Here is an 18350-nt window from a genome sequence, read left to right as displayed (position 1 = left end):
GATGGACATGTGTTCACTGTATTTTCTACGCGCGTCGCGGACCGCCCCACCGGTCGCGGCCCCAGCGTCCCTGCTCCACCCTCGTCCCGGCGCTCACGTACGTCCCCGGAGGGATTCCGTTGCCGAGCAAGAAGTCCGCGCGTCTCGCCGCGCTCACCGTCGCCGCAGTGTGTTCCGCGGCCTCCACCGTCGCCCTGTCCGCCCCCGCGCACGCGGAGACGGTCGCCATCCACGACATCCAGGGCACCACCCGGATATCGCCGTACGCCGGCAAGGCGGTCACGGGTGTGGCCGGAATCGTCACCGGCGTGCGCACCTACGGTTCGTCCAAGGGGTTCTGGATCCAGGATCCGAATCCGGACGCCGACCCGGCCACCAGTGAGGGCGTCTTCGTCTTCACCAGCTCCGCCCCCAAGGTCGCCGTCGGCGACTCCGTCACGGTCACCGGCACGGTGTCGGAGTTCGTGCCCGGCGGCACGTCCACCGGCAACCAGTCGATCACGGAGATCACCAAGCCGACGGTGACGGTCCTGTCCAGCGGCAACGCGGTCCCGGCGGCGACCGTCGTGAACGCGCGGTCGGTCCCGGCCGCCTACACCCCGGCCGGCGACGCGGCGGCGGCCAACTCGATCAACGGCCTGACGCTGCGGCCCGGCACCTACGCCCTGGACTACTACGAGTCCCTCGAGGGCATGAACGTCCAGGTCGCCGACGCCCGCGTGGTCACCGCGACCGACCCGTACACCGAGTTGTGGGTCACGGTGAAGCCGCGGGAGAACACCAGCCGCAGCGGCGGCACGCTGTACGGCTCCTACACGTCGCAGAACACCGGCCGGCTGCAGATCCAGTCGCTCGGCGCGACGGCCGACTTCCCCGTCGCGAACGTCGGCGACACCCTCGGCGGCGTCACCGCGGGCCCGCTGGACTACAACCAGTTCGGCGGCTACACGCTCGTCGCCAACCAGCTCGGCGCGCTCAAGAGCGGCGGTCTGCAGCGGGAGACGACGCAGAAGCAGAGGAAGGGCGAGCTGGCGGTCGCCACGTACAACGTCGAGAACCTCGACCCGTCGGACGCCACGTTCGAGGAGCACGCCGCCGCGATCGTGAACAACCTGAAGTCGCCCGACATCGTGTCCCTGGAGGAGATCCAGGACGACAACGGCGCGACGAACGACGGCACGGTCGCCGCCGACGTGACGGTCGGCAAGCTGATCGACGCGATCGTGGCCGCCGGCGGCCCGAAGTACGACTGGCGCTCGATCGACCCCGTGAACAACGCGGACGGCGGCGAGCCGGGCGGGAACATCCGCCAGGTGTTCCTGTTCAACCCGCAGCGGGTGTCCTTCACCGACCGCGCGGGCGGCGACTCCACCACGGCCGTCGCCGTCTCCAAGGTGCACGGCAAGGCGCAGCTCAGCGCCTCGCCCGGCCGGATCGCCCCCGCCGACGCGGCGTGGGCCAACAGCCGCAAGCCGCTGGCCGGCGAGTTCGTCTTCCGTGGCCGCACGGTCTTCGTGATCGCCAACCACTTCAACTCCAAGGGCGGCGACCAGGGGCTGACCTCGCAGTACCAGCCGGTGGCGCGCAGCTCGGAGGTCCAGCGCCACCAGCAGGCGACGCTGGTCAACGCGTTCGTCAAGGACATCCTCGCGGTGCAGAAGAACGCGGACGTCGTCGCGCTCGGCGACATCAACGACTTCGAGTTCTCCGGCACCGCGCAGATCCTCGAGAGCGACGGCGCCCTGTGGTCGGCGATCAAGTCGCTGCCCCGCAGCGAGCGGTACAGCTACGACTACCAGGGCAACCAGCAGGTCCTGGACCAGATCCTGGTGAGCCCGTCGATCCGGCGCGGCTGCGGCTTCGCGTACGACAGCGTGCACATCAACTCGGAGTTCCACGACCAGATCAGCGACCACGACCCGCAGGTGCTGCGCTTCGAGCCGTGATCCACGGCGCGGTCAGGGCCGGCTGAACACGCCGTTCAGCCAGCCCTGCCACGCCTTCCCCGTAGCCTCGGCGTCGGCGTCCGGCGCGAAGTCATGGACGCTGACGCCGACCGGCGCGCCCCAGCGGCCGCGGCCGAAGACACGGATGAGGGCGGTGCCGGTGCGCAGTCCGACGAAGTACGGGTTGCGGTAGTCCAGCACGGCGTCGAACTCCTGCGGCCCGCGCACGGTCACCCGGGCGCCCTGGGCGTCGTCCGCCGAGAGGCCGAGCGCCGCGCCGACCTCGGCGAGGGCGCCGGCGGTGGCCGACGCGCCGGGACCCTCGGCCGAGGCGAACGTCACCGGGCGGGGCGCGAAGTGCGTGAGGTACTCGCGCAGGGTGTGCAGATAGAAGTCGGTGTGCTTGGCCGCGCCGTCGTACTGGTTGTCCCAGTCGTCCGTGAAGACACCGCTGTGCACATAGCGCACCCAGGCCCGCCGGCCGCCGTCGCGCCCCTCGATGACGTGCTCGAGCTGGTTCACGCTCTGGATGTCGAACCCGACGTCCTCGCTGCGGACGGTGAGGTGGTGCGGCGGGTCCCAGGCGGTGACGGTCGAACCGAAGGCGGCGGTACCGCCCACCCGCGGCTCGGGCGGGTCCATCGGCCACAGATAGGCGCCGGTGCCGTGCGTGACGGCCTCCCACACCTGCTCCGGGGTGGCGTCGACCTCGAACTCGCTGACGATCTCGAATTCCTTGGACATGGTGAGCTCCTGCTGCCTATCGGTCCAGTTCGGGGGTCTGCTGCTGGTCCTTGACCGTCGGATGCACGGCGACGACGATCCGGTGATCGCGGCCGCCCTCCGCGTCAGGGGCGTCGTACTTGCGGATCAACTCGCCGACGCCGGCCGTCAACTCCTGGATGAACGCGGCCCGTTCGACCGCGGAGGCGAAGCGCACCTCACCGTCCAGAGCGAAGGTCGCCAGCTGCCGGCGGGCCTTGGCGGCCCCGGTGATCAGCGAACCGACGTCCCTGACCAGCCGGGCGCCGAGGGCGAGCATCCATCGGGCGGAGAGCTGGTCGCGGAAGCGGTCCGGGTCGGGCTGCACCTGGGCGAGGGCGAGCGGCGAGATCACGTACGACGCCGCGGTCGCCCGCATCAGCCGCTCGGTGACGTTGCCCTTGCGCCGCTCGCCGGCCAGCTCGACCAGGCCGTGCCGCTCCAGCGACTTCAGGTGGTAGTTCACCTTCTGCCGCGGCAGCCCGACCTTCCCGGCCAGCATCGCGGCCGACGCGGGTCCGGCGGCCAGCTCGGCGAGCAGTCGGGCCCGTATGGGGTCCAGGGAGGCGGCTGCGGCCTCGGGGTCCTCGATCACGGTGACGTCCAGCATGCGTCCACCGTCTCACCGAACACTTTTTTTGTCCAGGGGATTCGAGTTTTCGGTTGGGGGCGTGGCGTCGGCATGGCGTCCCGCGGGTCGGGCGGCGAGCAGGCCCGAGGCCCGGCACCCGATGGTCGGGGCGCCGGGCCTCGGTGGGCCGAAACGGCGAAGGTCCGCGGGGCATGGTCCGCGCGAGTCGTGGTCCGCGGGCGGCGGGCTGCGGGCGGCGGACTGCGGACTGCGGTCCGCAGGTGATCGTCCGCGGGGGCGGTCCGCGGGCAGCAGGTAACGGTCCGCGGGCAGTGGCCCGCGTGCAGCGGTCCGCGCGTAGGCGAGCTAGGCCGCCGGCCCGGTCACCGCCTCAGGCGATTCCTCCCGACAGCCGCGGCCGCGACCAGCGTCACGGCGGCCGCCCCCGCGAGCACCGCCGGCCGCCGACGCCGCAGCGCGAACCGGACGTCGGCGTGCGCGGTGCCGGCGGCGCGGATGGCGTGTCCGGTACGCGGGGTACGCGGCGTGTGCGGGGTGTGCAGGGTGCGCGCCGGGCGGCGTGACGGCATCTGCGCCAGGGCCGCCAGGGCGTTTGCGCGGCTCGCGGGCCCCTCCCCCGCACGACGGGGACGGCCCGCCCGTTCCCGCACGTGCCGCCCGGCCTGGGACGCCGTGCTGCGCAGTTGCACGCTCACCGCGCCGGCCCGGTCCAGGAGGTCGGCGGCGCGGGCGCCGGCACGGCCGCGCACATCGGCACGGGTGACCAACTCCCCAGCCGCCGAACCCAGTTGCCGTCCGGTTCGCTCGATCTGCCGGCGCAGGCCGGCCGTCGTCCTGTGCGTCATCGGCGCACCCTCTCCCTGTCTCGGCGACGTCGGCCCCGATACCCGCCGAGAAGCACTTCGGGGCGGGCGGCGCGACCCGCTCACGGCCCGCCGCCTCCTGCGGATTCCGAGCCCTCCGGGTACCCCCGCCGCCCTCCGCCATCCCTGCGCCGGATCGCCTCTACGGCACTGCGGACACCTCCACCTCGTAGCACTACTTACACATATCTCGCAGAAGAATTAAGTGGAGCTTCACTGTGACCCAGCCGAGACTACTCGCATGACGAAGCCCTCACCGCCCCCGGCCCGCGCCTTCGCCCTTGCTCCCACCCGGGGCCCCGTCTTCGGACGTGCGCTCTGCGCGATGGTCACCCCCTTCACCGGCTCGGGCGGGCTCGACCTCGACGGCGCGCAGCTACTGGCGGACCGGCTGGTGTCCGCGGGCTGCGACGGGCTGGTGCTCTCCGGCACCACGGGCGAGTCGCCGACCACCTCGGACACCGAGAAGGCGGACCTGGTGCGGGCGGTGCGGGAGGCCGTGGGCGAGCGGGCGTCGATCGTGACGGGAGTGGGCACCTTCGACACCCGGCACACCCTGGAGCTGGCGTCGGACGCCGAGAAGGCGGGCGCGGACGGCGTTCTGGTGGTCGGCCCGTACTACAGCCTGCCTCCGCAGGACGCCCTGGAGGCGTACTTCCGGGACGTCGCGGACGCCTGCGGGCTGCCCGTGATGCTGTACGACATCCCCGGCCGCACCGGCGTCCGGATCGAGCCGGACACGCTGATCCGACTCGCCGAGCACCCGAGGATCGTCGCGGTCAAGGACTGCTCCGCCGACTTCCTCGGCGCGCACAAGGTGCTCGCCCGCACCGCGTTGGCGTACTACGCGGGCTGCGACGAACACAACCTCGCCCTGTACGCGGTGGGCGCGGCCGGTTACGTCAGCACGGTCGCCAACGTGGCCCCGGAGCGGATGCGCGCCGTCCTGGACGCGTTCGACGCGGGCGACACCGCCGAAGCAGCCCGGCTCCAGCGCGGGACTGCGGAGCTGGTGGAGTCGATGATGGCGTCGGGTCTGCCCGGGGCCGTCACCGCCAAGGCACTGCTCGGCGATCTGGGGTTGCCGGCCGGGCCGGTCCGCCCGCCGCTGCGACCCGCCGGCCGCGACACCCTCGCCGGTCTGCGCGCGGCCCACGAGCGCCTGACGGCCTGACGACCTGATCGCCCCCGAGCACGCGGCCCGGCCTCCCGGCGGACCCGGCCCGACGGCCCGCGCCCCCTTCGGCCTGCCCGCCGGCCCGCCAGCCGACCTGCCCGCCAACCGGTGCCGCGCAGTGGTCCTGCAGCGCGGCGGCTCCGAGCGCTCGGGCGGCCACTCCCCCACAGACTCACAGGTGCCGGGAATTCCCCGGCGCACGTGCGGCGGTGTTGCGTACGGTGGCCCCATGAGCCGGCCGCTGCTCTACCTCGACGTCGACGGTCCCCTCAATCCGTATGCCGCGCGCCCGACGAAGCGACCTGCGGGCTATACGACGATCAGGGCGTCCGTGGGCCGGCCGCGCCCCCTGCGGGTGTGGCTGCACCCGGAGCACGGCGCCGCTCTGCTCCGTCTCCCCTACGAGCTGTGCTGGGCCACGACCTGGATGGCGGAGGCCAACCGCTGGATCGCCCCCGTGGTCGGCCTGCCCGAGCTGCCGTACGTCGACTTCGGCGCGGTGCTTTTCGCCCACCGGTCCGACGGCGTCCAATGGAAGACGGAGTCGATCGTCACGCACGCGGCAGGCCGACCGTTCGCCTGGGTCGACGACGAACAGTCGTCCGCCGACTCGGCGTACGTCACCGCCCACCACCCGGGACCGGCCCTGCTGCACCACGTCGACCCCCGCGTGGGCCTGCGGGCCGAGGACTTCACGGCGCTGGCCGCGTTCGCCGCCGGCCTGCCGACCGGAGGCGACGCCCTCCCCCGGCAGGCGGCACCGGGACCGTCGTCGACACCGCCCGAAAGCGGCCGGGGGGAGGAGGGGCGGCGTGTCCCAGGAGGAACGTGACGCCAGGCTCGGCCTCACCGGCCTGCCCGGCGCGGAGCGCGAGGCTCGGACACGCCTGCTGACGGAGCGGGTGCAGCGGGATGCCGCCACCGCGAGGGCGGCACTGCGGGCACAGCGCGCACGGCGGGCGTCCGCGAGCGCCGCTGCCGACGCACCCGCCCCGGCGCACGCCGGGGCGGCAGCCGCCGACGACACCACGAACGCGCCCACGGACACATGCGCCACGACCCGCCAGGACGAATGAGCCGACGACGCCCACGTCCCAGGCGTCACCGCGGGGCGGCCGCGGGCCGCGACCGCGGTGATCAGTTGTGGCTGTGGAGGATCTCGTTCAGGCCGCCCCAGACCGCGTTGTTCGGGCGGGCCTCGACCGCGCCGGTGACCGAGTTGCGGCGGAAGAGGATGTTCGAGGCGCCGGAGAGCTCGCGGGCCTTGACGATCTGGCCGTCGGGCATGGTGACGCGGGTGCCGGCGGTGACGTAGAGGCCGGCCTCGACGACGCACTCGTCGCCGAGGGCGATGCCGACGCCCGCCTCCGCGCCGATGAGGCAGCGCTCGCCGATGGAGATGATCACATTGCCGCCGCCGGACAGCGTGCCCATGGTGGACGCGCCGCCGCCGATGTCGGAGCCGTCGCCGACGATGACGCCCGCGGAGATGCGGCCCTCGACCATCGAGGTGCCGAGGGTGCCGGCGTTGAAGTTGACGAAGCCCTCGTGCATGACCGTGGTGCCCTCGGCGAGGTGCGCGCCGAGGCGGACCCGGTCGGCGTCGGCGATGCGGACGCCCTTCGGGGCGACGTAGTCCGTCATACGCGGGAACTTGTCGATGGACGTGACCTGGAGGTGCAGTCCCTCGGCGCGGGCGTTCAGTCGGACCTTCTCGACGTCGTCGACGGCGACCGGGCCGAGCGAGGTCCAGGCGACGTTGGCGAGGTGGCCGAACATGCCGTCCAGGCTCTGCCCGTGCGGCTTGACCAGCCGGTGGGAGAGCAGGTGCAGACGCAGGTAGACGTCGTGCGCGTCGAGCGGCTTGTCGTCGAGGGAGGCGATGACCGTGCGGACCGCGACCACCTCGACGCCCCGGCGGGCGTCCGGGCCGATCGCCTTCGCGGCGGCCTCGCCGAGGAGCTCCACGGCCTGGCCGGCGGACAGCCGCTCGGTGCCGGACGGGCCCGGCTCGGCGACGAGCGCGGGCGCGGGGAACCAGGTGTCGAGAACAGTGCCGTCGGCGGCGATCGTGGCGAGGCCGGTGGCCGCGGCGCCGGTGGTGCGAGGAGCAGTCGTGTCGGTCATACGGGCAACCTAACCGGCGGGGGGCCGCAGAGGCCAACCCGCACAGCGGTGTCTCAGGAGGCGGGCCGCGGGACCCCGCCCGCCTGCTGAGTTCCCCTTGGGAACCAACTGTGTCAGCATGGCCGCTGCCACCTCTGCGAGAGGGCCGGGAGCAGCCCGGCGAGCCGGGGACGGCCGGGAGAAGGAGGGCGGGGCACATGGCGCGCAGGACGAGTCTGGAGGACTCCGGCTGCGCCATCGCGCAGTCCCTGGACGTCGTCGGGGACTGGTGGACCCTGCTGATCGTCCGGGACACCGCGCGCGGCGTGCACCGGTTCGACGAGCTCCAGCGCGAACTCGGCCTGTCCCGGAAGGTGTTGACGGAGCGGCTGCGCCTGCTGGTCGAGGCGGACGTGCTCAGCCGGGTGCCGTACCAGGACCGCCCGCCGCGGTACGAGTACCGGCTCACTCCGCGCGGCCGGGCCCTGCTGCCGGTCCTGGTCGCCCTCCAGGACTGGGGCGACACCTGGATCCTCGGCGACGGCAGCGCCACGGCCACGGCCGAGGAGACGTCCGCCGAGGCGCGGCGTGTGCACGCCCTCGTGGGCGCACGGCTTCCCGCGCTCCGGCTGGTCGACGACCGGGGGACTCCGCGCGATCCGGTGCCGGACGACGCCTCCTGCACCGTTCTCTACTGCTTTCCCGGCGCCTACGCCCGCCCCGACGGCTATCCGCCGGGCTGGACCGACATCCCGGGCACGTCGGGCTGCACCCTGGAGTCGCGCACCTACCGCGACCGTCTGGCCGGGTTCCGCGCGGCGGGCGCCGCGGTGCACGGGGTCTCCACCCAACGTCCGGACGAGCAGCGGGCGTTCGCCGAGATGGAGCGGCTCGGCTTCCCGCTCCTCTCCGACGCGGACCTGACGCTGATCAGCGCCCTGCGCCTGCCGACGTTCCGGGCCGCCGGGGCGAGCCGGCTGAAGCGGCTGACCCTGATCGTCGACCGGGAACGGGTCGTGCGCCATGTGCAGTACCCGGTCACGGACATCGCGGGCAGCGTGGCGGCGGCCCTGGAGGCGGTGCGCGACCTCGTAGCCCGGTGAGGAAGCGCCGGGCGCGCCGGCCCGCCGGGACCGGGCCCGCCACGGGACGGGACGGTGTTCAGCGGCGTGCGGCGCCCGGACGAGCGGGGACGAGCAGCCGGGCCAGGACCTCCCGGGTGTACTCCTCGTCATAGGGGGAGTCCGTCAGCAGGACCTGGAGGCAGATGCCGTCCATCAGCGCGACCAGGGCCCGCGCGGTGCGGGGGTCGGTACGGCGGGCGAGCAGAGCGGCGAGGTCCTCGGCCCACTCCGCGGCGACGGGGCGCAGCGCCGGGCGGCGCAGGGCGGCCAGGTAGAGCTCGTACTCCAGCTCGACGCCGGTGCGGTCGCCGGCCAGCCACTCGCCGAGCAGTCCGGCCAGTTCCGTCGGCAGGTCGACGCGGGCGTCCGTCAGTCCGCCGTGCGCCGCGACCGCTTTGGCGAAACCCTCGCTGGCCTGCCGCAGGGCGGCGGTCATCAGCTCGTCGAGGGTGGCGAAGTGGTACGTCGTGGAGCCGAGCGGGACGTCGGCCTCGGCCGCGACCGAGCGGTGGCTCAGGCCGGCCAGCCCCTTCGCCCCGACGACCCGGATCGCCGCGTCGATGATCCGCTGGCGCCGCTCGGGATCGTAGCGGCGGGCCATCAGTGCGCACCGCCCAGGTTCAGCAGGACCACTCCCCCGACGATCAGCAGAACTCCCGCGATCTTGACGGGCGTCAGGGCCTCCCCGAACAGGACGAGCCCGATGAGGGCGATGGCCGCGGTGCCGGCCCCGGCCCAGATCGCGTAGGCGGTGCCGATCCCGACGGTCTTCAGCGTCTGCGCGAGGAGGAGGAAGGACAGCAGGTAGCCGACGGCCGTCAGCAGCGCGGGCCAGAGCTTGCTGAAGCCCTCGCTGTACTTCATGGCCGTCGTCGCGGCCACCTCGGCGGCGATGGCGCCGGCGAGTGTCAGGTATCCCATGCGTACAAGCGTACACAACGATGCGTACGCACGTACACATGGATGCGCGCAACCGTCCCCGCCGACGCCCGCCCCGTACACATGGGTGCGCACCCGTGCGTACGCCCCGGTACGCACAACGGCAGGCATCGGCACGCATCCGCACGCACATCGGCACACACCGGCGCACCGGACGCCCGCCGCTCGCGCCCAAGTGGCGGGAGATTCGAAAGCGTTATGGAAAGCGCTCGCCCAAACGGATGAACGCGAGCCACAGCTTCCACTACTGTTTCACCGTTCACTCACCGGCTCTTGCAGCCGGGACGCCGCTGGAGGAACAGCGCATGCCAGAAGACAAGTCCCGGCCGTCCCAGGAGCAACCCTGGGAGAACGGCTGGGCCCCGGACACCTCCCGGGCCCCCGGAACGCGGCGCCTGTGGTTGGCCGGCGGCCTCGCCGTCGCCACCGTCCTGGCGTGCGTGACCGCGATCGCCTTGAACGACAGGCCCGTTGAACAGAAGTCCGAGGCCGGCCGGCAGCAGACGCTGTCGGACGACGAGACGGCCGGCGGCCTCATCTCCTTCGCCTCGCCCTCCGCCAGCGGGTCCCCGACACCGACGGGGAAGAAGCACACGTCCGCGTCCCCCTCGGCGTCGGCCTCGCCGGAGGCGTCCTCCTCCCCACGGCCGCAGGGCAGTTCCTCGCCGGGCGTCTCGGCCGCCCCCTCGGCGCACGCGCCCGGGAAGCCGTCCGGCCCGCCGGCCTCCGGTGACGAACGGTCAGTACAGGCGGTCAACTACCCCGACCGCTACTGGCACGTGAGCGGTTCGCTGGTGAAGCTCGACGCGCCGCGCGGCTCGGAGTCCCGCGAGGACTCCACCTTCCACGTGGTCAGCGGGCTGTCCGACAGCTCCTGCATCTCGTTCGCGACGCACGACGGCCGGTACCTGCGCCACCGCAACTTCGTCCTGCGCGCCGACTACAACGACGGCTCCTCGCTGTTCCGGCAGGACGCCACCTTCTGCCCCGGCTACTCGGGGGAGCCGGGCGCGGTACTGCTGCAGTCGGTGAACTACCCCAACTACGCGCTGCGCCACAAGGACTTCGGGCTGCGCCTGGACCCGTGGGGCTACAACACGACGAACCGGGCCGACTTCTCCTTCCGGCTGGTGAGCCCGCTGGGCTGAGTCCCGGTGCCGGTGCAGCACGGACGCACACGGAAAAGCGGCGGCGCCCCGGTCGGGGCGCCGCCGCTTTCGCACACCGAGTGCGCAGGGGCTCTCGGACGTTGCAGCCTCAGACGTTGAAGCCGAGCGCGCGCAGCTGCTCGCGGCCGTCGTCGGTGATCTTGTCGGGGCCCCACGGGGGCATCCAGACCCAGTTGATGCGCAGCTCGTTGACGATGCCGTCCGTGGCGGACTTGGCCTGGTCCTCGATGACGTCCGTCAGCGGGCAGGCCGCGGAGGTCAGGGTCATGTCGATCGTCGCGATGTTCGCGTCGTCGATGTGGATGCCGTAGATGAGTCCGAGGTTGACGACGTCGATGCCCAGTTCCGGGTCGACCACGTCGTACAGGGCCTCGCGGACCTCCTCCTCGGAGGCCGGCTTCATCTCCAGGGTCTCGCTCATGCCGTCTTCCTTTCGACGTCGGCGTCGGCGCCCAGCGCCTGGGCCGTCGCGTCCTTCCACGCCATCCAGCTGAGGAGGGCGCACTTGACCCGGGCCGGGTACTTGGAGACGCCGGCGAACGCGACCGCGTCCTCCAGCACCTCCTCCATCGCGTCGTCGGGCTCGATCTTCCCCTTGGACTGCATCAGCTCCAGGAAGGTCTCCTGGATCTTCTGCGCGTCGGCCAGGTCCTTGCCGACCAGCAGGTCGTTCAGCACGGACGCGCTGGCCTGGCTGATGGAACAGCCCTGGCCCTCGTAACTGACGTCCTCGATCCTCGTGCCGTCGTACTTCACCCGCAGGGTGATCTCGTCGCCGCACGTCGGGTTCACGTGGTGCACCTCGGCGTCGCCATCGCGCAGACCACGCCCGTGCGGGTGCTTGTAGTGGTCCAGGATGACGTCCTGGTACATCGAGTCCAGCTTCATGCGCTCGCTCGCCAACCCCTCAGCCGAAGAAGTTCCGTACGTGCTCCAGACCGTCGACCAGGGCGTCGATCTCGGCCGTCGTGGAGTACAGATAGAACGACGCTCGTGTGGTCGCGGGAATTCCGTAGCGCAGGCAGACGGGACGGGCGCAGTGGTGGCCCACCCGGACCGCGATGCCCTGCTCGTCGAGCACCTGGCCCACGTCGTGCGGGTGGATGTCGCCGAGCGTGAAGGAGATCGCCGCGCCCCGGTCCTCGGCCGTCGTCGGGCCGATGATCCGCAGGCCGGGGACGTCGCCGAGCCTGCGCACCGCGTACTCGGTGAGCGCGTGCTCATGGGCGAGGATCTTGTCCATGCCGATCGCGGACAGGTAGTCGACGGCCGCGCCCAGACCGACCGCCTGCGCGATCGGCGGGGTGCCCGCCTCGAACTTGTGCGGCGCCGGGGCGTACGTCGACGAGTGCATCGACACGGTCTCGATCATCTCGCCGCCGCCGAGGAACGGGGGCAGGTCCTCGAGCAGCTCCTGGCGGCCCCAGAGGACGCCGATGCCGGTCGGGCCGCACATCTTGTGGCCGGTGAAGGCCACGAAGTCGGCCTGGAGGGCCTGCACGTCCATCGGCATGTGCGGCGCGGCCTGCGAGGCGTCGATGCACACCAGCGCGCCGACCTCCTGCGCGCGGCGCACTATCGCCTCGACGGGGTTGACCGTGCCGAGGATGTTCGACACCAGCACGAAGGAGACGATCTTCGTCTTCTCGGTGATGATCTCGTCGATGTTCGAGAGGTCGAGCCGGCCGTCGTCGGTCAGGCCGAACCACTTCAGCTTCGCGCCCGTGCGCTGCGCCAGCAGCTGCCACGGCACGATGTTGGAGTGGTGCTCCATCTCGGTGATGACGATCTCGGTCTCGTGGTCGACCCGGTAGGGCTCGTCGGCCCAGCCGAGCATGTTGGCCACGAGGTTGAGCGACTCGGAGGCGTTCTTGGTGAAGATCACCTCGTCGCGGCTCGGCGCGTTCACGAACGCGGCGACCTTGTCGCGCGCGCCCTCGTACAGCGCCGTGGCCTCCTCGGCGAGCACATGCACACCGCGGTGGACGTTGGCGTTGTAGCGCTCGTAGTAGTCACTGAGAGCGTCCAGCACCTGGCGCGGCTTCTGCGAGGTCGCCGCGTTGTCCAGGTACACGAGCTTCTTGCCGTCGTGGATCTGTCGATCCAGGATGGGGAAGTCCTTGCGGATCGCCTCGACGTCGAGGAGGCCCGGCAGCTGTGTCACGCGGATACGCCACCCTTCGTGTATGCCTCGTAGCCCTCGTTCTCCAGCTTGTCGGCGAGCTCGGCGCCGCCGGACTCGACGATGCGGCCGGCCGAGAAGACGTGGACGAAGTCGGGCTTGATGTAGCGCAGGATGCGCGTGTAGTGCGTGATCAGCAGGGTGCCGACCTCGCCGGTCTCGCGGACGCGGTTGACGCCCTCGGAGACGATGCGCAGGGCGTCGACGTCCAGACCGGAGTCCGTCTCGTCGAGGATCGCGACCTTCGGCCGCAGCAGCTCCAGCTGGAGGATCTCGTGGCGCTTCTTCTCACCGCCGGAGAAGCCCTCGTTGACGTTGCGCTCGGCGAAGGAGGTGTCCATGTTGAGGCGCTGCATGGCCTCCTTGACCTCCTTGACCCACAGACGGAGCTTGGGGGCCTCGCCGCGGATCGCGGTGGCGGAGGTGCGCAGGAAGTTCGACACGGAGACACCGGGGACCTCGACCGGGTACTGCATCGCGAGGAACAGGCCGGCGCGGGCGCGCTCGTCGACGGACATCTCCAGGACGTCCTCGCCGTCGAGGGTGACGGTGCCGCCGGTGATCGTGTACTTCGGGTGACCCGCGAGCGAGTAGGCGAGCGTCGACTTGCCGGAGCCGTTGGGGCCCATGATGGCGTGCGTCTCGCCCTGCTTCACGGTGAGGTCGACGCCCTTGAGGATCTCCTTCGTGGCGTTGTCGGCCTCGACGGTGACGTGCAGGTCTCGGATTTCAAGCGTTGCCATGGGTGCCTCAGGACTCCTGGGTGAGGGAGACGAGCACGTCGTCCCCTTCGATCTTTACGGGGTATACGGGGACGGGTCGCGTCGCGGGAAGGCCGGACGGTTTGCCGGTGCGCAGGTCGAACGAGGAACCGTGCAGCCAGCACTCGATCTGACAGTCCTCCACCTCGCCCTCGGAGAGCGAGACGTTCGCGTGGGAGCAGATGTCGTGAACGGCGAACACCTCCCCCTCGGTACGGACGACCGAGACCGGCGTGCCGTCGAGCTCCACCCGCTTCGGGGTGTCCTCCTCCAGCTCGCTCAGTCCACAGGCGCGTAGGTAGGCCATCAGACCGTGGCCTCCAGCTCGGTCTCGATCTTTCCGAGCAGCCGTTCCTCGATGTCGGCCACGCCGATCTGCTGGACCAGCTCGGCGAAGAAGCCGCGGACCACCAGGCGACGGGCCTCGTCGGCCGGGATGCCGCGGGCCATCAGGTAGAAGAGCTGCTCGTCGTCGAAGCGGCCGGTGGCCGAGGCGTGGCCGGCGCCGACGATCTCGCCGGTCTCGATCTCCAGGTTCGGCACCGAGTCGACGCGCGCGCCGTCCGTGAGAACCAGGTTGCGGTTCATCTCGTAGGTGTCGGTGCCCTCGGCCTTGGCCTCGATGAGCACGTCGCCGATCCACACGGCGTGCGCGGCCTCGCCCTGGAGGGCGCCCTTGTAGACGACGTTGGACTTGCAGTGCGGCACGTTGTGGTCGACCAGCAGACGGTGCTCGTGGTGCTGGCCGGCGTCCGTGAAGTACAGACCGAACAGCTCGGCCTCGGCGCCCGGGCCGGCGTACGTCACGCGCGGGTGGAGGCGGACGAGGTCGCCGCCGAAGGTCACCACGACGGACTTGAAGCTCGCGTCACGGCCGACGAGGGCGTTGTGCTGGGCCACGTGCACGGCCTTGTCGTCCCAGTCCTGGACGGAGACGACGGTCAGCTTCGCGCCGTCCCCGAGGACGTAGTCGACGTTGGCGGCGATCACGGCGTCGCCGGTGTGGTCGATGACGACGACGGCCTCGGCGAACGCGCCCAGCTCGATGACCTGGTGGCCGTAGGACACCCCGCCCTCGCCGTGCACCGCGATGCGGATCGGCTCGGTGAGGACCGTCTCCTTGGGGACGGTGACCACGCCGGCCTTCTCGAACGCGGAGTACGCCTGGGCGGCGACCCGGTCCACCGGGGTGCCCGCCTTCCCGAGGCGCGGGTCGTCGCGGTCCACGAGTTCGACGGTGACGCCTTCAGGGGCCTCGACGGCGACCTTCACGCCACCGCCCGTCGCGACGGCGGTGCCGTCGTGCAGGCCGCGCAGCCGCTCCAGCGGCGTGAACCGCCACTCCTCCTCGCGACCGTGCGGGACCGGGAAGTCCGCGACGTCGAAGGACGCGGGCGCGCTCATGCGCGTGGCGACGGTCGACTCGGCGGCCACCGCGATCTGTCCGGCGGTGGTGGACCCCACCGGGATGTTCTGAGCCTCAGCCATGGCTGTCGGTCTGCTCTCTTCCTACGTCAGATTTCGCTAGCTGCTTGCCCGGGCGGCGGTTCTTAACCGACCGCGCCTTCCATCTGCAGCTCGATCAGCCGGTTGAGCTCGAGGGCGTACTCCATGGGCAGCTCCTTCGCGATGGGCTCGACGAAGCCGCGCACGATCATCGCCATCGCCTCGAACTCGGTCATGCCACGGCTCATCAGATAGAAGAGCTGGTCGTCGCTGACCTTGGAGACGGTGGCCTCGTGGCCCATGGACACGTCGTCCTCACGGACGTCCACGTAGGGGTACGTGTCGGAGCGGGAGATGGTGTCGACGAGCAGCGCGTCGCACAGCACGTTCGACTTGGAGCCGTGGGCGCCCTCGCCGATCTCGACGAGACCGCGGTAGGACGTACGGCCGCCGCCACGCGCCACGGACTTCGACACGATGTTCGACGAGGTGTTCGGCGCCATGTGGACCATCTTGGAGCCGGCGTCCTGGTGCTGGCCCTCGCCCGCGAAGGCGATGGAGAGGGTCTCGCCCTTGGCGTGCTCGCCCATCAGGTAGACGGCCGGGTACTTCATCGTCACCTTGGAGCCGATGTTGCCGTCGATCCACTCCATGGTCGCGCCCTCGTACGCCACGGCGCGCTTGGTGACCAGGTTGTAGACGTTGTTCGACCAGTTCTGGATGGTCGTGTAACGGCAGCGGGCGTTCTTCTTGACGATGATCTCGACCACGGCGCTGTGCAGCGAGTCCGACTTGTAGATCGGGGCCGTGCACCCCTCGACGTAGTGCACGTAGGCGCCCTCGTCGACGATGATCAGGGTCCGCTCGAACTGGCCCATGTTCTCCGTGTTGATGCGGAAGTAGGCCTGGAGCGGGATCTCGACGTGCACGCCCTTCGGCACGTAGATGAAGGAGCCGCCGGACCACACCGCGGTGTTCAGCGACGCGAACTTGTTGTCGCCGACCGGGATGACCGTGCCGAAGTACTCCTTGAAGAGCTCCGGGTGCTCCTTGAGCGCGGTGTCGGTGTCGAGGAAGATGACGCCCTGCTCCTCCAGGTCCTCACGGATCTGGTGGTAGACCACCTCGGACTCGTACTGGGCCGCGACACCGGCCACGAGGCGCTGCTTCTCCGCCTCGGGGATGCCGAGCTTGTCGTACGTGTTCTTGATGTCCTCGGGCAGGTCCTCCCAGGACTCCGCCTGCTTCTCGGTGGAGCGCACGAAGTACTTGATGTTGTCGAAGTCGATGCCCGACAGGTCCGAGCCCCAGTTCGGCATGGGCTTCTTCTCGAAGAGCCTGAGGCCCTTGAGGCGGAGCTTCGTCATCCACTCGGGCTCGGACTTCTTCGCGGAGATGTCCCGGACGACGTCCTCGTTGATGCCGCGCTTAGCAGAGGCGCCGGCCGTGTCGGAGTCGGCCCAGCCGTATTCGTACTTGCCCAGACCCTCGAGTTCGGGGTGGGCAGTCTCCGTGGGGAGAGTCATGCGGGGTTCCTCCCGGCCGTGCTAGCGGATGCGTTCTGGGTGGCTGTGGAAACTCTGGGGATGAACGTCGTGCAGACGCCGTCGCCGTGCGCGATGGTCGCCAGCCGCTGGACGTGCGTCCCGAGCAGCTGGGAGAAGATCTCGGTCTCCGCATCGCAGAGCTGCGGGAACTTCTCCGCGACATGGGCGACGGGGCAGTGGTGCTGGCACAGCTGCTCGCCGACCGGTGCGCTGCGCGCCGTAGCAGCGTACCCGTCCGCGCTCAGGGCCTTGGCCAGGGCTTCGGTGCGCTCTTCCGGGGCGGCCGCCTCGATCGCCTCGCGGTATCTGGCGGCCTGCTCGGCGATCCTCGCGCGCGCGAAGGCGACCACGGCCTCGTCCCCGCCGAAGCGGTCCTGGATCCAGCGCAGGGCGTCCGCGGCGAGCTTGTCGTAGGACTGGTCGAAGGCGTCCCGGCCGCAGTCGGTGAGGGCGAAGACCTTGGCCGGACGGCCGCGGGTGCGCGCGCCGTACACGCGCTGCTCACGGGGCTGCACGACGTCGTCGGCGACCAGCGCGTCGAGGTGCCTGCGCACGGCGGCCTGGGTGAGGCCCAGCCGGCCGGCCAGCTCGGCGACGGTCGAGGGCCCGTGGTCCAGGATGGACCGCGCGACCCGGTTGCGCGTCGAGCGCTCACCGGTCGCGATCTCCTCCTGCGGGGTCCCCGTGGGGGTCTCCCGAGCCTCGCCGACGTTTTTCACAACGCCATTGTTGCGTAATTCCTCAGGGGCAGGCAAGCCGTGCTTGATCCACCTGGCGGTGCCCTGCATCACTTAGGCATACCTAATCTGACCTGGAGAAACGATCTTTGATCGATCGGCGCCGCCCGGCCCGGCGCATCGACGGCTGGCGGCCGCGACCGTCTTCCAGGAGACTGCCCGACCATGCCCACACCTCCTCCCACCGGCCCACTCGTCACCCGGAGCACCCTCGCGGCGGACCTCCGGGCGCTCGGTGTCGCATCCGGGGAAATCCTCCTGGTCCACTCCTCCCTCAGCTCCCTCGGCTGGGTGTGCGGGGGCGCCGTCGCGGTGGTGCACGGGCTGCTGGACGCGCTCGGCCCCGACGGCACGCTCGTGGTCCCGGCCCAGAGCGGGCACCTGTCCGATCCGGCGGCCTGGAGCGATCCGCCGGTGCCGGAGCCGTGGTGGGAGACGATCCGGGCGGCCATGCCCGCGTACGACCCCCTCATCACCCCCACCCGTGGCGTCGGCGTCGTCCCGGAGACGGTCCGCACCTGGCCGGGCGCCCGGCGCAGCGCGCATCCGCACGCCTCTTTCGCGGCGCTCGGGGCACGGGCCGCCGAGATCGTCGACGGGCACGCGCCCGACTGCCGGCTGGGCGAGAACAGCCCGCTGGCCCGCCTGGAGCAGGAGGGCGCGCGGGTGCTCCTGCTCGGCGCGGGCTACGGAGCGTGCACCAGCTTCCACCTCGCCGAATACCGCGTCCCCGCCCCGCTGGTGCGGGTGGGACGGCCCGGTCCGGACGGCTGGGAGGAGGTCACCGAGGTGTCGATCAGCGCCGCCCGATTCGACGAGCTCGGTCATGACTTCGAACGGGACCGGCCCATCGTGCGGGGCAGGGTCGGCGCGGCCGAGGCCCGGCTGTTCCCGGTCGCGGACGCGGTGGCCTACGCGCAGCGGTGGCTGCCCCTGCACCGTTCCCGCGAGGACGAGTGCTGAGAACCCCGGCGGGCCGATCCCGCCGGTGGCGGCCGG

General features: G+C 71.2%; 21 protein-coding genes. 7 read left to right on the top strand and 14 right to left on the bottom strand.

Going from position 1 to position 18350, the window contains the following annotated elements; all coding sequences use genetic code 11:
- The first annotated feature begins 119 nt into the window (after positions 1 to 119).
- Positions 120 to 1946, top strand: a complete 1827-nt coding sequence (locus OHS82_RS32230; protein ID WP_057581229.1) for an endonuclease/exonuclease/phosphatase family protein — start codon at positions 120 to 122, stop codon at positions 1944 to 1946.
- A gap of 12 nt (positions 1947 to 1958) precedes the next feature.
- Here OHS82_RS32230 and OHS82_RS32225 read toward each other — a convergent pair whose 3' ends face one another.
- From OHS82_RS32225 to OHS82_RS32215, 3 genes are all read right to left on the bottom strand, one after another.
- Positions 1959 to 2690, bottom strand: a complete 732-nt coding sequence (locus tag OHS82_RS32225) for an SRPBCC domain-containing protein (RefSeq protein ID WP_328435057.1) — start codon at positions 2688 to 2690, stop codon at positions 1959 to 1961.
- Between the two features lie 16 nt (positions 2691 to 2706).
- Positions 2707 to 3318: an ArsR/SmtB family transcription factor gene (locus tag OHS82_RS32220; protein WP_328435056.1), complete on the bottom strand. Its 612-nt coding sequence runs from the start codon at positions 3316 to 3318 to the stop codon at positions 2707 to 2709.
- 344 nt (positions 3319 to 3662) lie between these two features.
- Complete coding sequence (locus tag OHS82_RS32215; RefSeq protein WP_057581226.1) at positions 3663 to 4145, bottom strand: DUF3618 domain-containing protein; 483 nt, start codon at positions 4143 to 4145, stop codon at positions 3663 to 3665.
- Positions 4146 to 4404: 259 nt separating this feature from the next.
- On the opposite strand from OHS82_RS32215, the gene dapA reads away from it, so the two are divergent.
- The 3 genes from dapA to OHS82_RS32200 all read left to right on the top strand — a co-directional run bounded on the left by dapA (position 4405) and on the right by OHS82_RS32200 (position 6416).
- Positions 4405 to 5337, top strand: a complete 933-nt coding sequence (dapA, locus tag OHS82_RS32210; RefSeq protein WP_057581225.1) for a 4-hydroxy-tetrahydrodipicolinate synthase — start codon at positions 4405 to 4407, stop codon at positions 5335 to 5337.
- A gap of 232 nt (positions 5338 to 5569) precedes the next feature.
- The gene (locus tag OHS82_RS32205) at positions 5570 to 6172 is read left to right on the top strand and encodes a hypothetical protein (protein ID WP_057581224.1); all 603 of its coding nucleotides are present in this window, start codon (positions 5570 to 5572) and stop codon (positions 6170 to 6172) included.
- Positions 6153 to 6416 (top strand): hypothetical protein, encoded by a 264-nt coding sequence (locus OHS82_RS32200; RefSeq protein ID WP_328435055.1) that lies wholly within the window; start codon positions 6153 to 6155, stop codon positions 6414 to 6416. Before OHS82_RS32205 ends, OHS82_RS32200 begins: the two co-directional genes overlap by 20 nt.
- 61 nt (positions 6417 to 6477) lie before the next feature.
- Here the strand turns inward: OHS82_RS32200 and dapD are convergent, their stop codons facing one another.
- On the bottom strand, positions 6478 to 7467 hold the full coding sequence (gene dapD / locus OHS82_RS32195) for a 2,3,4,5-tetrahydropyridine-2,6-dicarboxylate N-succinyltransferase (RefSeq protein WP_057581222.1): 990 nt from the start codon (positions 7465 to 7467) through the stop codon (positions 6478 to 6480).
- A gap of 197 nt (positions 7468 to 7664) precedes the next feature.
- Here dapD and OHS82_RS32190 point away from each other — a divergent pair, with 197 nt between their 5' ends.
- Positions 7665 to 8549: a winged helix-turn-helix transcriptional regulator gene (locus tag OHS82_RS32190; RefSeq protein ID WP_328435054.1), complete on the top strand. Its 885-nt coding sequence runs from the start codon at positions 7665 to 7667 to the stop codon at positions 8547 to 8549.
- Positions 8550 to 8607: 58 nt separating this feature from the next.
- Here OHS82_RS32190 and OHS82_RS32185 read toward each other — a convergent pair whose 3' ends face one another.
- A complete protein-coding gene (locus OHS82_RS32185; protein WP_057581220.1) occupies positions 8608 to 9171 on the bottom strand; it encodes a TetR/AcrR family transcriptional regulator in 564 nt (187 codons plus the stop codon).
- Positions 9171 to 9491, bottom strand: a complete 321-nt coding sequence (locus OHS82_RS32180) for a DMT family transporter (protein ID WP_057581219.1) — start codon at positions 9489 to 9491, stop codon at positions 9171 to 9173. Before OHS82_RS32180 ends, OHS82_RS32185 begins: the two co-directional genes overlap by 1 nt.
- A gap of 323 nt (positions 9492 to 9814) precedes the next feature.
- Between OHS82_RS32180 and OHS82_RS32175 the strand changes: the two genes are divergently transcribed.
- The gene (locus OHS82_RS32175; RefSeq protein ID WP_057581218.1) at positions 9815 to 10657 is read left to right on the top strand and encodes an AbfB domain-containing protein; all 843 of its coding nucleotides are present in this window, start codon (positions 9815 to 9817) and stop codon (positions 10655 to 10657) included.
- A 109-nt stretch (positions 10658 to 10766) separates the two neighbouring features.
- Here OHS82_RS32175 and OHS82_RS32170 read toward each other — a convergent pair whose 3' ends face one another.
- From OHS82_RS32170 to OHS82_RS32135, 8 genes are all read right to left on the bottom strand, one after another.
- Positions 10767 to 11099: a metal-sulfur cluster assembly factor gene (locus OHS82_RS32170; protein WP_005477879.1), complete on the bottom strand. Its 333-nt coding sequence runs from the start codon at positions 11097 to 11099 to the stop codon at positions 10767 to 10769.
- Complete coding sequence (gene sufU / locus OHS82_RS32165) at positions 11096 to 11566, bottom strand: Fe-S cluster assembly sulfur transfer protein SufU (RefSeq protein ID WP_057581217.1); 471 nt, start codon at positions 11564 to 11566, stop codon at positions 11096 to 11098. Before sufU ends, OHS82_RS32170 begins: the two co-directional genes overlap by 4 nt.
- Positions 11567 to 11585: 19 nt before the next feature.
- The gene (locus OHS82_RS32160) at positions 11586 to 12842 is read right to left on the bottom strand and encodes a cysteine desulfurase (protein ID WP_057581216.1); all 1257 of its coding nucleotides are present in this window, start codon (positions 12840 to 12842) and stop codon (positions 11586 to 11588) included.
- Positions 12839 to 13603, bottom strand: coding sequence for a Fe-S cluster assembly ATPase SufC (sufC, locus tag OHS82_RS32155; protein WP_057581215.1), 765 nt, complete (start codon positions 13601 to 13603; stop codon positions 12839 to 12841). The genes OHS82_RS32160 and sufC overlap by 4 nt, the downstream gene beginning before the upstream one ends.
- A gap of 7 nt (positions 13604 to 13610) precedes the next feature.
- Positions 13611 to 13928 carry a non-heme iron oxygenase ferredoxin subunit gene (locus OHS82_RS32150; RefSeq protein WP_057581214.1) on the bottom strand — a complete coding sequence of 106 codons (318 nt, stop codon included), beginning with the start codon at positions 13926 to 13928 and terminating at the stop codon, positions 13611 to 13613.
- Complete coding sequence (gene sufD, locus OHS82_RS32145) at positions 13928 to 15109, bottom strand: Fe-S cluster assembly protein SufD (protein ID WP_057581213.1); 1182 nt, start codon at positions 15107 to 15109, stop codon at positions 13928 to 13930. The genes OHS82_RS32150 and sufD overlap by 1 nt, the downstream gene beginning before the upstream one ends.
- Before the next feature lie 62 nt (positions 15110 to 15171).
- A complete protein-coding gene (sufB, locus tag OHS82_RS32140; protein WP_057581212.1) occupies positions 15172 to 16593 on the bottom strand; it encodes a Fe-S cluster assembly protein SufB in 1422 nt (473 codons plus the stop codon).
- Positions 16590 to 17333 carry a helix-turn-helix transcriptional regulator gene (locus tag OHS82_RS32135; RefSeq protein ID WP_057581211.1) on the bottom strand — a complete coding sequence of 248 codons (744 nt, stop codon included), beginning with the start codon at positions 17331 to 17333 and terminating at the stop codon, positions 16590 to 16592. The genes sufB and OHS82_RS32135 overlap by 4 nt, the downstream gene beginning before the upstream one ends.
- 183 nt (positions 17334 to 17516) lie before the next feature.
- On the opposite strand from OHS82_RS32135, the gene OHS82_RS32130 reads away from it, so the two are divergent.
- Positions 17517 to 18314 (top strand): aminoglycoside N(3)-acetyltransferase, encoded by a 798-nt coding sequence (locus tag OHS82_RS32130; RefSeq protein ID WP_057581210.1) that lies wholly within the window; start codon positions 17517 to 17519, stop codon positions 18312 to 18314.
- The last annotated feature ends 36 nt before the right edge of the window (positions 18315 to 18350 follow it).

This window comes from Streptomyces sp. NBC_00425 (assembly GCF_036030735.1).
In the GTDB taxonomy this organism is placed as follows: Bacteria; Actinomycetota; Actinomycetes; order Streptomycetales; family Streptomycetaceae; genus Streptomyces.
The sequence above is the reverse complement of the archived record's forward strand: the minus strand, read 5'-3'. Positions and strand labels throughout refer to the sequence as shown.